Here is a 12,807-nt window from a genome sequence, read left to right as displayed (position 1 = left end):
GCGTCTGGCGCAGATGTGCCACGCCACCACGGGGCGGAGGTGCTGGATGCGTGCTGACAACTGCGCTGGGGCGCCTCAGTCACTGCTACTGCTGCTTGGCAGTTGCTTGCCGGTTTTGGGAGCTGTTCTGTTAGCTCCAGTACTGCCGGCCATGAAGGAGCATTTTGCTGATAGCCCAATGGTTGGGGTTCTGGTGCCCATCAGCCTGACGATTCCAGCATTGATGATTGCGCTGTTCGCCCCGTTGGCCGGCGTGATCACCGACCGTGTAGGTCGCAAGCCTTTGCTGCTGGCCTCTATGGCGCTATATGGCTTCTTCGGTCTGATGCCTATATGGCTTGACTCCCTGCCAGCGATAGTGGCGAGCCGAGCGGGTTTAGGTTTGGCAGAGGCGGGCATCATGACGTGTTGCACCACGTTGATGGGTGACTACTTTCAAGGGGCTCGACGCGAGCGGCTGTTCGCTTTGCAGATGGTCTGTACGTCGCTGTCGGCAGCTGTATTTATCGCCTTGGGAGGCGCACTAAGCCATTCCAGTTGGCGTACGCCATTCTTCCTCTATGGCGCCGCAGTGGTAATGCTCCCCCTGATGGCCTGGTTACTTTGGGAGCAGCCGAAGGACGCTACCGTCGCCAAAGCACGGGACGAAGAAGAGTTTCCCTGGAAGAGCTTGCTTACGTTGTACCTCTTCAGCGTGCTTGCCGGCATCAGCCTTTTCATCGTCCCTGTGCAGGCAGGTTTTCTGTTGAAACTGCTGGGTGTCGACTCTCCACAGCAGATAGGGCTGATCATGGGGGCGAATCAGCTTGGCGTTCTCGTTGGCGCCCTGGGATTTCGATTCTTGCATCGGATTGCGCGTCACCACTTGCTCTTGCTCGCATTCTTCGTAGCGGGGCTTGGCGGTCTGTTGATGGCCAGCACAAACAATACGCAGCTAGTGACGGTGGCTGTGTTCATCAATGGTGCAGGCGTTGGCTTGATGCTGCCTACGCTGGTGACATGGGTGATGGCTCAAACCAGCGCCTCACAACGGGGGCGGGCGGCGGGAGGTTTTACCGCTGCTTTGTTTGCGGGGGAGTTCATCAGCCCACTTGTCGTCTTGTCCTTGGGTGGCACCTCTGATGGGCGACTACCTGATGCGCTCACCGCCATTGCCGGTATTCAGTTACTCCTGGCGCTTGCCTGCATGCTGATACCCCGAATGGTACGAGGCGCTGAAGTAGCAACGGCGCCTTTGCAGTCCACAGAAGGGTAATACCTTCAGGATGAAGCCGTTCATCGAGGTGCGCGGCACCTTCGACTATCGCAGTTTTTGATGGAGTTTCCATGAAGTCCCTTCCTTCTTTTAAGCGTGTGGTAACCGGGCACAGCTCGGACGGTTCAGCAGTGGTTGCGAGTTCGGGAGCCGCTCCTGGTAGTTTTGCACTGAAGTCTGTCCCAGGCACGGTGTTCCATGAGATTTGGAGCAGCGACGCCACTCCCGCACTGCTGGATAACGGTGCAGATCCGACCCTCAAAGCGCTGGCGCTGAGTCCAGTGACACACGGAAGCGTCATCCGAGTGGTTGATATTCCACCTGATAGCGTACAGAACCAGGTTAGCGCTGAAGATGCCGCCGCTGCATTCGCTGAAATTGGTCAGTCGCACGCGGGTACTGGCAGTACTGACTCGAAACACAAGCTTATGCACCGAACGGAAACGCTCGATTACGGCATCGTCACCGAAGGTGAGGTGTGGCTGGTTCTGGACGACGAAGAAATCCATCTACATCGAGGCGACGTCGTGGTTCAGCGTGGTACCAACCATGCCTGGAGTAACCGGACCAGTGAAATGGCCCGCATGGTTTTCATCCTGCTCGATGGCCGCTATGCCGATAGCCTGCAGGAGGTGCTGCAATGAAGCTCGCCTCTCTTGATGACGGCACAAAAGATGGGCGGCTGTTGGTTGTCTCTCGTGATTTGCGTCATGCCGTCGATGCGGCAGACATCGCCCCCACGATGCAGTCAGCTGTAGAAAAATGGCCTCAGGTAGAGGCCCTTCTTCAAGAGCGCTACGAATCGCTCAACCTGCGCAACGTGCCAGGCATCATCGAGTTCGATGCTGGGCAGGTACTCGCTCCGCTACCTCGCGCATGGCAGTGGCTGGATGGCTCCTGCTTTCTTAGCCATGGCGAATTGATGCAGCGAGCTTTCAACCTGGAGGCGATAGAGGGCGTTGAACATACGCCATTGATGTACCAGGGTGCCGGTGATGATTTTCTAGGTCCATTGCATCCGATTGCGTTACCCAGCGAGGCCCACGGTATCGACTTCGAAGGCGAATTCGCAGTGCTGGTGGATGAGGTCCCGATGGGGTGTAGCGCAGCAGAGGCGCTGAACCACATACGACTGATTCTGCAGCTGAACGACGTAAGCCTGCGTGCGCTGGCGCCTAGGGAAATGAGAACGGGATTTGGCTTTGTCCAGGCTAAGTCTTCCTCAAGCTTTGCACCTGTTGCAGTTACACCTGATGAGCTGGGAGAAGACTGGCGCGAGGGACGAGTGCATCTGCCATTGAATGTCACGTGGAATGGCAAGTGGTTCGGCCATCCTCATGGTGGAGCCATGCACTTTGGCTTCCATCAGCTTGTTTCTCATGCCGCACTGACCAGACGACTGAGTGCAGGCACCGTGATTGGTTCAGGGACGGTATCCAACGCCGATCGCAAAGTCGGTTCAGCATGCATTGCCGAGCGTCGAGCGATCGAGACGATAGCGCATGGCGCCCCACAAACAAACTTCATGCGATTTGGTGACCGAGTACGCATGGAGGCGGTTTGCCGAGATGGCACGCCGCTGTTCGGCGCCATTGACCAGCAAGTGGTTCAGGCGGGCGCACCATGCGAGTGATGGTAACCGGGGCTGCCGGATTTGTTGGTCGGCTACTGGTGGAGCGTTTGCTCAAACTGGGGCGTTTGCGAGGGCAATCCATTGACACTCTTGTGCTGATTGATCACTGCCTGGACAACATCCCGGATGATCCGAGAGTACGGCTGGTCAGCGGCAGCATCACGGAGCCGTCGCTCCTGAGAAGAAGCTTGGCCGACGGCATCGACGTGGTGTTCCACCTCGTCAGTGTCGCCGGCGGGGCCGCAGAGAAGAATTATTCGCTAGGCCGTCAGGTGAACCTGATGGCTAGTTTGGAACTTCTCTCTCAGCTGCGGGATTCGGTTAAGCCGCCAGTGATTGTCTACGCCAGCAGCGTGGCGGTCTATGGCGGTGGGCTGCCGGCCAAAATGGATGAGGGCTACGTACCGCGTCCTGCTTTGGCATACGGCGCGCATAAGCTGATGGTCGAAACAGAGCTGAATGATTTGAGCCGTCGTGGGGAGATTGATGGACGTGCGCTGCGCCTGCCCGGAATCGTTGCCCGTCCAAGCGAACCTAATGGTCTGCGTTCGGCATTCATGAGTGACTTGATGCAGCGTCTTGCGGCGGGTGAGCAGTACGAGTGTCCAGTTTCACCTGAGGCGAGCGCGTGGTGGATGTCCGCTGCGTGCTGCGTAGACAACCTGCTGCACGCTGCGCAAATCAATGTAGCCACTTGCGACTCCCCGCGGATCTGGCAACTACCCGTACTGCACCTCTCGGTGGGGCAGGTGGCAGAGGCTCTGTTCAAGATCCTCGGGAATGACCGACGTAATTTGCTCAGCTATCGACCAGACCCCGATCTCGAAATGCTGTTTGGGCGCCACCCTCCGATCCGCACGCCGCTCGCTCGTGAATGTGGATTCCGTAATGACATCTCTGCCACGAACTTAGTACGCAACTCTTTGGGCTATGCCTGCCGCTAGCGGGCACGCGTCCGCTAGAACGCTTCAGAAGATAATAAGAGGAACAATCATGACCCTGGCTCGAAAACGCCGTTTAGTCGATCTATCCGTAACCCTGGACAACAACCCATACACTGATCCGCCGCCGCTTCTTCCGCGGATCGATTACATGGACCACCAGGAGGGGTGGCCAGAAATGGCTGCGATGTTCCCAGGGCTTGCGATTGATCAAATGCCTGGGCAAGAGTCATGGGCGGCAGAGCGTCTGTCGATCACCACGCACAGTGGCACGCACATGGATGCACCTTGGCATTACGCCTCGACTACCAATGGTGGGCAGCCAGCGTTTGGCATCGATGAGTTGCCTTTGGAGTGGTGCCTCCAGCCGGGTGTCAAGTTGGATTTTCGCGATTTCCCTGACGGTCACGTGGTGACCGCGGCGCAGGTCGAGAGTGAACTCAAGCGTATCGGCTATGTGCTACAGCCGTTGGATATCGTCCTGGTTAACACGCGCGCTGGCAGCTTGTTCGGTCAACCAGGGTATCTCGATGCCGGCGTTGGAATGGGGCGCGAAGCGACGCTTTACCTGCTCGAAAAGGGTGTTCGGGTAGTCGGCACAGATGCCTGGAGTTGGGATGCCCCGTTCAAATTTACTCGTCAACGATTTGCAGAAAGTGGCGATGCCTCGATCATCTGGGAGGGCCATAAGGCTGGACGTGACATCGGCTATGGACAGATGGAGAAGCTGGCCAATCTGGATGCGCTGCCATCGACTGGTTTCCTGGTGTCGTGCTTCCCCTACAAGATCAAACATGCTTCCGCGGGTTTTGTTCGCGCGGTGGCCATTTTTGAAGAGTGAGGAGGAAGGTTCCAATGCGCTTTCCTTTTCTCGTCGCTGCTTTTGCATCGCTGCTGCCAGCTCTGGCGGCAGCCGTGGAGCGACCAAACATCTTACTGATCGTTGCCGATGACCTTGGATATTCTGATCTTGGCGCCTTTGGTGGCGAGATCAACACACCTAATCTGGATAAGCTCGCCTCAAGTGGACTGCTTTTAACCAACATGTATGCAGCGCCAACATGCTCACCGACCCGGGCCATGTTGATGTCTGGTAGTGACAACCACCTAGTCGGGCTCGGCACCATGGCTGAGGGGATGCAACCGTTTCAGCGCGGCAAGCCGGGATATGAGGGTTACCTCAACCGGGAAGCCCACTCAATCGCGCAGCTTTTACGCGATGGTGGCTACCGCACCAGCATGGTTGGCAAATGGCACCTGGGTTTAGCCCCAGATCAAGGTCCAGATCAACGAGGCTTTGAGAACTCATTTAGCTTGCTGGAGGGAGGAGGGGTGCATTTCAAGCCTCCCTCCAAACCCAGCAGCAAAATCGAAGAGGTCACCTACCGTGAAAATGGTCAGCCGGTGGATTTGCCGGAGGACTTCTACTCCACCGATTTCTACACCGACAGAATGATCAGCTTTTTGCGTCGGAGTAACGGTAGTGAGAAGCCATTTTTCGCCTATGTGGCGTATACCTCTCCGCACTGGCCTTTGCAGGCACCGGATGAGTATCTGGACAAGTACCACGGTCGATACGATCAAGGATATGACGTTGTCCGGCAAGCTCGGATTGATCGGCTTCGACAAAAAGGACTGCTGTCGACGCAAGCAGTGCCTGCGTCCACCTTACCCGTCACACCGATACTTCCAGGTTGGGAACAGCTCAGCCCAGAGCAGCGGAAAGTTGAGTCGCGCAAGATGGAAATCTACGCGGCTATGGTCGATAACCTCGATCATAACGTAGGGCGCTTGCTCGATTATTTGAAAGCATCCGGACAGTACGAGAACACCCTGATTGTGTTCATGTCCGACAATGGTCCAGCGGGCGAGCGTCACGAACTGTTCTACCCGGCGGGCCCGGATACTGATAACAGCCTGGGCAACCTTGGTCGGCGGGGCTCGCAGATCGACTACGGGTTGAGATGGGCTGAGGTCAGCTCAACGCCTTTCAGATTATTCAAAGGCAGCACCGCTGAGGGAGGGATCAGTGTTCCCGCTATCGTCCACATGCCGCAGCAGTTCGCGCGTGAGGGGGTAGAGCAAGGCGTGGCGCGGGTCGATGATTTGGCCCCGACGTTCTTGTCCTTGGCCGGTGTCAAAGATCCTGGTAACCAATATCATGGTCAACCGAAACACCCCATCACTGGCCTCTCGATGCTACCGATGCTGCAAGGGAAGGAGGCTAAACCGAGGGTATTTGCCGGTGAGCTTTTCGGCAGTCTTTATTACCGCGAAGGCAATCTCAAACTCCTCGGTTTGAGACCCTGGGCCCTTCCAGGTGAGGCGCCGAAACCGCTTCGCTGGCAACTGTTCGACCTTTCACGTGATCGAGGTGAAGTCGCTGACCTCTCAGCTGACTCACCTCAAACAGTGGAACGGCTCAAACGCGATTGGCAAAAATACGCGACCCAAGTCGGGGTTGTGAGCCCTCCCCAAGAGCAAGCTCAATGACTCGAACCTGGACGGCTATAGCTAGCATAAGCTTGCTGGCTTTAGCTGGCTTGGCGAACTGGCCAAGAACGCTCCCTGCATTAGGTCAGCCTGAGGGGTGTATGGCTTATGGAGGGCTGCCATCAGGTTGGGGAGAACGTGACCATGCAGGCATGGTTTTCGTGAAAGGCGGGCGCTTCACACCAGGCGTTGAAGGCGGCTATCTGGATGAGCGGCCGCTTGCGCCAATCGAGATAGAAGGCTTCTGGATTGATCGGACCGAGGTAACCCGTGCGCAATTTTCAGATTTTGTCGGCTCAACAGGTTATGTAACTGATGCTGAGCGTGAAGGCGGTGCCGCAGTCTTTCTGGTTCCGGATCCAGAGGACACATCGCCTATGCCGTGGTGGAAATTTGTCCCCGGGGCCAACTGGCGATACCCCGACGGCCCTGGTCAGCCTGCGGTGTCTTTGGATAATCTTCCGGTAACCCAAGTCACTTTGGCAGATGCTGAAGCCTATGCTCGCTGGCGTGGCAGTGAACTACCTGATGAGGCGCACTGGGAGTTTGCAGCCCGGGGCGGGAATAGCTCTCAACGCTTGGGAGAAGAGCCAAGAGACGCACAGGGGAAGCCCAGTGCTAATTACTGGCAGGGTATTTTCCCTTTGGTGAATGACGTCGAGGACGGTTTTGCTGGTTTAGCACCAGTAGGGTGTTTTGCTCCTAATGACTACGGGCTATACGACATGATCGGGAATGTCTGGGAGTGGACCACTGACACCCAGCGAAACCCCTTGCTTGGGCACCTGAACGGTGACCCTTCTACTTTGCGAAGCAAGCCACCTGGCTCTGAACCGCGGATAATAAAGGGCGGCTCCTACCTCTGCGCTACATCCTACTGCGCACGTTTTCGTTCCGCAGCTCGGGAGCGACAGGCTTCTGATCTCGCCACTTCACATGTAGGGTTTCGTACCATCAAGCGCATTTCTCGCCAGTAGCTGCGTTGCCATCGATAGCTGACCATCCACATGGTTTGATGTCGACAAGTACAAAAAAGCGCCCTTATGATCCAGGGCGCTTAACTTTATGCGTTTGAAGAGGCGGTGATCGATCTTTAATCAGTGCTTCGCAGGTGGGCCGCCCGGAAACCACTTCTGCTGGTAATGGAAGAGGAAGTACTGCGAATTGTCAGCCCCGGGCGCAGCCACGCGTGCTGTCCACGCTTCGTCATGCATATCCATATCAGCATCGTATTCTACGTGGCAGCCCATCGGGCTATTGAAGTACCAGAACCAGTTGGAGCCGAGCTGGTGGCGACCAGGCCCCCAGAATGATTCATAGCCCTTCTCGACGAAGCGGCTACCCGCCAACATCACCTCAGTTGGGCCTCCGAGATGGAACGTGAAGTGCTCGATCCCTTTCATGAACGGAGGCGTCTGGATCAGGAAGAGGGTGTGGTGGTCTTGAGTGCCGGCAGGTCGCAAGAATGGGCCTGTGTCGACAAATCGATCAGTGCAGACGAAGCCAAGGCGGTTGTAGAAAGCCTCTGCTTTGACTGCATCAGGAACGAAGTAAACGACATGTGACAGGCTACGAGGCAGCGCTGCGATGTCATTGCTTGCACCTAGGGCATTCACAGCACGTGCAGCAGGCGCGCCAGGTGCATGACTGGCTTCAGCAGGGAGGTCCAGTGCACGGCGTTTAGTGATCTGGAAGCCAAGAGCGAATCCCATGTCGTCGCGGCAACGGAGGACGCCATCCTCACCGCGTACGACCTCGCGGTCTTTTCGCAGTTCGGACTCAATTGCCTGTAGCGATGCTTCATCGGCAACGCCGTATACCGTTTCCCGCAAGGTCGTGGCCGTTTCCATCGCCGCGGGCAAACTTGCGTCGCTTCGCAGATAGATTTTTACGCCAGTACCATCCAATGCTTCAAGATAAGTTCCACCACCGTCGCGGCTATGGGGTTTCAAACCGTAGTCAGTGAGGTACTGGATGCAGTCGTCTACGTTGTCGACGCCGAAGACAAGATAGTCAGGTCCGATGATCTTCATTATTGTTTTCTCGTAGGGGCGCTTACGCGGTTCGGCCGCCAAGGGTTTCTGCGACCCAATCGGCAATGAATTGACCGGCATTGATGGAGTTGTCGAAGCTGGAATGCTGCACACCGCCTTCACGAGAGGTGAAAATTTTCAGCTCGCGCTTGGGGCTGTTGATCAATTGCTCGTAGGTGCGGTGGGCCCATTTCAAAGGAATTTGTGAATCTTGCTCACCATGGGTGACCAGGAACGGAACCTTGATCCGCTCAACTACGCCATCGAGATGCACGTTCTCAGCGATTTGCATGAACTCTTCGATGTCTTTACCGCCCCACACCCAACGCACGTGATCCCAGTAATGAGGTACAGGAAGGCTGCCTTCACGCTCCAGGCGACGTTTCTGCACTTCGCGCCAATCATGGTTGGCTCCCCATACCACACCGCATGCAAAGCGTGGTTCGAATGCCACAGCGCGTGGGCAGTAATAGCCACCTAAAGACACGCCCTCACAGCCGATTCGCTTCGGATCGATGTCGTCACGGGTCTCCAGCCAGTCCACGACACGGCTTGCCCAGTGTTCTGCATCGTAGCGGGCTTTCAAATCATGTAGCCGAAGGGCTTCACCGGTGCCAGGCTGATCAATCAGCAATGATGCAATACCGCGTTTTGCCAGCCACTGCGGCAGCCCGACGCGGTATTTCATCTCCTTGGTTGAGTCCAAACCATTGAGTTGAACCAAGATCGGAGCGGGGCCCTTTACGCCTTCTGCCCTTACGTAAAGGCCGGAGATAACCTTGCCCTCGTAGGGGATCTCGACACGCTCACAGTTTTCCTTGGAGAGACAAATGCCCCGCGCGAAGGTATTAAGGAAACGTTGATACAGTTCCAGGCGCCCTGGTGCTCCGTGTCCCTGAAGGCGTTCGCAGGTCAGGTAGTAGGTCGCAGCTCGGTTGTATTTCTCTCCTGCCGAAAGCTGGCGTCCCAGCTCCTGGTCTTCTTGGGCCAGCTCGCAGAGCTTATCTGCCATCGTTGCCCACGTCTGGCGGAATGCCCGAGTGCCCTCGGCATCTGGCTGCTTGGCTGCTTCTTGCAACGGTTCGCACATCTCAACGATTTCACCAATCCGTGCGCCCATTTCAAGGGCAAGGTCCACGGACAAGTTCCAAACGTAGTTGGTGGGGAAGTAACGGAACATATTGTTTTCCTTCTTGTGATCCGGGTCGCCCGTGATCTAGGCATTGGCAGGGTTCAAAGCAGTGCTGTGATTTCTGCTTTTACGCGGGCGACGTCCACCCAGCGGGCGGCCTTGTCAAACTCGCATGGCTTTCAGGAATTGGACAAATCGCTTGTTGGGATGGGAGCTATCAGATTGCGCGATACCCGATTCTGGAGCACGCATGGTGAATGGCGATGTATGGCATCGCGAAGCACGATTAGTTCGTATGGGTGGGGTTGGCTAGTGTGCCGCCTCATTTGTTCGCAAGGATCACCCTCTTGTCACTGGATACTCGGCGCCAATGGAACCCTCTCGGAGGGATAAATGCATGTCTCGGCCAACTTAGCGTTGGGGCAAAGCTATCGCTTGGTTTTGGGACGGTACTGTTTTGTACGATGGTCGTGGGTTTTGTAGCCTGGTACGCGCTTCACGTGAGCCAAGCCAACAGCGCCCAACTGCGTAGTCTGGATCTCTTGCAGACTAACCTTCTTCAGGCTCGAATCGCAGAGCGAGGGTTTGATCCCGTGAAGGCTCCTGAGTTAGCTGACCAGGTCGCCAGGGTGCTACATGCCGTGAGCAGTGGCGTGCAAGAAGCGGCGATAGGTGAACCGTTCAAGTCAGCCGTGGATGAGTCGATCGCCGAGTATCAGCAAGCGTTCCTGACTTACGCCATGGCCTTGAGGCAATCGGTTGATGCTCGTTTACGAATGCAATCGCTGGCCGAAACCGCGGGGCAGAATTTTGCCGGCGTTTTCCTCGATCAGATGGACACCGCCAACGCTCGACTGGAACAAGGACTGTCGCCGGATGAGTCGACTATGCAGTCTCTCGAAGACGCCGCGACATTGCATCAGCGATTGTCCAGTCTGAGGGACAGTGAAATGTACTTTTCGCTGAACCCGCAGAAGCGCTTTCACGACGAGTGGGTGAATCGTATCAACGAGTTGGGCACTGCGTTGTCGGCTTTCGTTGTCCGTCAGGACGGTGAGCGCAGGCAGGCGTTGGAAAGCTCTCGGTCGGCTTTGGAGGATTATCGTCAGGCTTTCTTGTTGTATGTCGCTAGCGGCGAACAAGCGCAGGCTCAACGGGAGGCCATGAGCGCGGCAGCGCAGAGGGTTACGCATTTGCTGGACGAAGAGCTGGCCAGGGCCACTGTGGGGAATGAGGCTCAGCGCGAACAGCTTAACCTGCAACTGATAGGTATGTTGGCGCTGGCCCTTGCTTCCAGTATTGGCTCTAGCATGCTTATCAGACGCTCGATCGCAGTCCCGGTCCGAATGATTCTCGCACTGGCGCGGCAAGTCGCAGCCGGCAATTTGCAAGGCCGCACGCTGAGCCTGGCTCGACGTGACGAATTGGGCCAGCTGAATGAGTCAGTAGGACTCATGATGCAGGCGATTAGAGAATTGGTTGGTCGGATCCGAGAGGATGTCGCGCAACTCGACTTCGCCGCCGGTACATTGATAGAGATGGCTGAGCGGACGGGGGATGGCGTCAGAGCACAGCGTCAGCAGGTCATGGAAGTGACCGATACCATGCAGAGTATGACGATCGCCGCTCTCCAGGTTAACGAAACTGCAAGTGACAGTCAGGTCATACTCCGGCGAGCGAGCCAGATGGTCCATGAAGGTGATGAACTGGTACGCCAGGCGAGCGAGAGCCTTCAACAGCTATCTCAAGAAATGATTGCTGGCACAAATGCGATGGTAGTACTTCAGTCTCAGAGCGAAGCGATCACTGGTGTTCTGGATGTGATCCGGAGCATCGCGGAACAGACCAATTTGCTTGCGCTGAATGCTGCAATCGAAGCTGCTCGTGCTGGGCCGCATGGTCGGGGCTTCGCTGTGGTGGCCGATGAAGTCAGGGCCTTGGCCAAGCACACGCGAGATTCAACAGTACAGATTGAGGTCATGATTCAAGGTTTGGTTGAGGTTACGGGAGAGGTCGCTGCCCGTCTCGGTGATAGCCAGCGTTTAACCGCTGCTGGCGTCCGGTTAACCAATCGGGCGAGTGAAATGCTTTCTACTGCCACAAGAAACGTAGTGCGAGTTGAGGACAGTGGGCAACACATCCTAGGCGCCGCTCAAAATCAGCACTTACTCGCTTGTCAGGTCGACTCAGTGACAGGTGAGGTGGAACGAGTGATTGAGCAAAATGCACAGGAGTGCATCAGGTTGGAGGAAGCGTGCGGCAGATTGCGGCGCCTCAGCGCCAGTTTGGGTGAGGCGCTCAAAGCCTATCGGACGGACTAGGTCAGGCCGCAATTGGTGTAGTGGGGCGACTGGCCATTTCTACCAATGTCGTACGGAGCCAAGCCAGCACAGGGTCTCTATCGAGGCTGCGGTGCCAACTCATATATTCTTGCATTGTGGGCAGGCTGACGGGTGGCGGGACGATACGCAATGGAAGATTGCGTGCATACAAGTGCGCTAGCCGGCTGTGAACGGTCGCTATGCGCTGGGTACCCACTACGAGATGCGGCAGTGTGTTGAAGTCGTGTGTGATGACCTCAATACGGCGTTTGCATCCGTATTCCGCCATGAACCACTCTTCAATCCCGGGCGTGCGATTTCGACCGAAGACCACTGAGACATGGCCCATTTCCAGATACTGCTCAAGCGTCAGCTTTTCGCCCACTGAGCGATTATCGTTGCAGACGACACAGACATGCTGCTCATCGAACAAAATCTGCGAAGGGTGATCCTTCGGGATGAAGTGGTCAGGCGCGATCATCAGATCGACCTCTCCACGCATCAGCATCTCCATGGCTGTTTCGCCTGGGCTCACTAGCTCGAAGGTGATCAATGGAGCGTGTTGGTTGATCTCCCTGATGACCTCTGCAAAAAGGACGCTAATCAGATAATCCGATGCCATGATTCTGAAATGACGTTTGCTTTCTGCAATGTCGAACACCGGCTTTGCGGTGATCGAGGTCTGGATTTTCAATAGGACTTCACGTACCGGAATCTCAAGCTCACGTGCGAGCGGTGTGAGCATCATCTTCCGGCCGACCTGTACGAGGAGATCGTCTTCAAAATACGTTCGTAAACGCCCAAGCACGCCACTTGTGGCGGACTGCGTCATGTGTAAGCGCGCGGCAGCACGAGTAATGTTCTGCTCTTCCAGCAGTACATCCAGCGCCACCAAGAGGTTCAAATCCAGGTGTTTGAAGCGCATGGGAGACATCTCTTGTTGTATTTATTTTCGCGATACCCTGCATCCTAAGTAACGATTAGTCAAATTATTCGCGT

Annotated in this window: 11 protein-coding genes; 8 read left to right on the top strand and 3 right to left on the bottom strand. The window is 56.1% G+C overall.

Annotation, left to right across the window (positions count from 1 at the left end; genetic code table 11):
- The first annotated feature begins 46 nt into the window (after positions 1-46).
- From ABRP30_RS17525 to ABRP30_RS17495, 7 genes are all read left to right on the top strand, one after another.
- Entirely contained in the window at positions 47-1,255 is a 1,209-nt protein-coding gene (locus ABRP30_RS17525) for an MFS transporter (RefSeq protein WP_349974981.1), read from the top strand.
- 71 nt (positions 1,256-1,326) lie between these two features.
- Positions 1,327-1,899 (top strand): cupin domain-containing protein, encoded by a 573-nt coding sequence (locus ABRP30_RS17520; protein ID WP_349974980.1) that lies wholly within the window; start codon positions 1,327-1,329, stop codon positions 1,897-1,899.
- Complete coding sequence (locus tag ABRP30_RS17515; RefSeq protein WP_349974979.1) at positions 1,896-2,888, top strand: fumarylacetoacetate hydrolase family protein; 993 nt, start codon at positions 1,896-1,898, stop codon at positions 2,886-2,888. The genes ABRP30_RS17520 and ABRP30_RS17515 overlap by 4 nt, the downstream gene beginning before the upstream one ends.
- Entirely contained in the window at positions 2,879-3,832 is a 954-nt protein-coding gene (locus tag ABRP30_RS17510; protein ID WP_349974978.1) for an NAD-dependent epimerase/dehydratase family protein, read from the top strand. Before ABRP30_RS17515 ends, ABRP30_RS17510 begins: the two co-directional genes overlap by 10 nt.
- A 49-nt stretch (positions 3,833-3,881) precedes the next feature.
- Complete coding sequence (locus ABRP30_RS17505; RefSeq protein ID WP_349974977.1) at positions 3,882-4,670, top strand: cyclase family protein; 789 nt, start codon at positions 3,882-3,884, stop codon at positions 4,668-4,670.
- Positions 4,671-4,684: 14 nt separating this feature from the next.
- Complete coding sequence (locus tag ABRP30_RS17500) at positions 4,685-6,322, top strand: arylsulfatase (RefSeq protein ID WP_349974976.1); 1,638 nt, start codon at positions 4,685-4,687, stop codon at positions 6,320-6,322.
- Positions 6,323-6,474: 152 nt separating this feature from the next.
- Positions 6,475-7,299: a formylglycine-generating enzyme family protein gene (locus ABRP30_RS17495; protein WP_349974975.1), complete on the top strand. Its 825-nt coding sequence runs from the start codon at positions 6,475-6,477 to the stop codon at positions 7,297-7,299.
- Positions 7,300-7,419: 120 nt separating this feature from the next.
- On the opposite strand, the gene ABRP30_RS17490 is transcribed toward ABRP30_RS17495, so the two are convergent.
- Both ABRP30_RS17490 and ABRP30_RS17485 read right to left on the bottom strand, forming a co-directional pair.
- Positions 7,420-8,355 carry a VOC family protein gene (locus tag ABRP30_RS17490; RefSeq protein ID WP_349974974.1) on the bottom strand — a complete coding sequence of 312 codons (936 nt, stop codon included), beginning with the start codon at positions 8,353-8,355 and terminating at the stop codon, positions 7,420-7,422.
- 22 nt (positions 8,356-8,377) lie between these two features.
- On the bottom strand, positions 8,378-9,535 hold the full coding sequence (locus ABRP30_RS17485; RefSeq protein ID WP_349974973.1) for a prolyl oligopeptidase family serine peptidase: 1,158 nt from the start codon (positions 9,533-9,535) through the stop codon (positions 8,378-8,380).
- Positions 9,536-9,840: 305 nt separating this feature from the next.
- On the opposite strand from ABRP30_RS17485, the gene ABRP30_RS17480 reads away from it, so the two are divergent.
- Positions 9,841-11,808, top strand: coding sequence for a methyl-accepting chemotaxis protein (locus ABRP30_RS17480; protein WP_372490499.1), 1,968 nt, complete (start codon positions 9,841-9,843; stop codon positions 11,806-11,808).
- A 1-nt stretch (position 11,809) separates the two neighbouring features.
- Here ABRP30_RS17480 and ABRP30_RS17475 read toward each other — a convergent pair whose 3' ends face one another.
- On the bottom strand, positions 11,810-12,733 hold the full coding sequence (locus tag ABRP30_RS17475; protein ID WP_349974971.1) for a LysR family transcriptional regulator: 924 nt from the start codon (positions 12,731-12,733) through the stop codon (positions 11,810-11,812).
- Positions 12,734-12,807 lie beyond the last annotated feature (74 nt).

The sequence above is a fragment of the Pseudomonas sp. WHRI 8519 genome, from assembly GCF_040224055.2.
GTDB lineage: Bacteria > Pseudomonadota > Gammaproteobacteria > Pseudomonadales > Pseudomonadaceae > Aquipseudomonas > Aquipseudomonas putida_X.
This window is presented reverse-complemented; position numbering and strand designations above follow the sequence as displayed.